The sequence below is a fragment of the Streptomyces sp. TRM68416 genome, assembly GCF_014596915.1.
In the GTDB taxonomy this organism is placed as follows: Bacteria; Actinomycetota; Actinomycetes; order Streptomycetales; family Streptomycetaceae; genus Streptomyces.
Genome location: NZ_JACVWU010000099.1, coordinates 1 through 492, shown reverse-complemented (window position 1 = coordinate 492; position 492 = coordinate 1). Strand labels below are relative to the sequence as shown.

At 71.3% G+C, this 492-nt stretch carries 1 protein-coding gene; it reads right to left on the bottom strand.

Annotated elements, in window-relative coordinates:
• Window positions 1-492, bottom strand: a 492-nt coding sequence (locus ICC28_RS40110) for a beta-ketoacyl synthase N-terminal-like domain-containing protein (RefSeq protein WP_188293805.1), incomplete at both ends; no start/stop codon positions are given.

The window sequence follows — 492 nt, the reverse complement described above, 5'->3', positions numbered from 1 at the left end:
CAGCACTCCTGCGATACCCGAAGTGGCCTGAGTGTGGCCGATGTTGGACTTCACTGAGCCAAGTCGGACCGGGCTTCCCCCGTCCCTGTCCTGGCCGTAGGTCGCGATCAGCGCCTGTGCCTCGATCGGGTCGCCCAGCTTGGTGCCCGTGCCGTGCGCCTCCACCGCGTCCACATCCGCCACCGACAGCCCCGCGTTGGCCAGCGCCGCCCGGATCACCCGCTCCTGCGACGGCCCGTTCGGCGCCGTCAGACCACTGCTCGCACCGTCCTGGTTCACCGCCGAGCCACGTATGACGCCCAGCACCTTGTGCCCCAGACGCCGCGCGTCCGACAACCGCTCCAACGCCAGCATGCCGACACCTTCGCCCCAGGCCGTGCCGTCGGCGTCAGCCGAGAACGGCTTGCACCGCCCGTCCGGGGCCAGACCCCGCTGCCGCGAGAACTCGACGAACGGCGTCGGACTGGCGAGGACGGCGACGCCGCCGGCCAA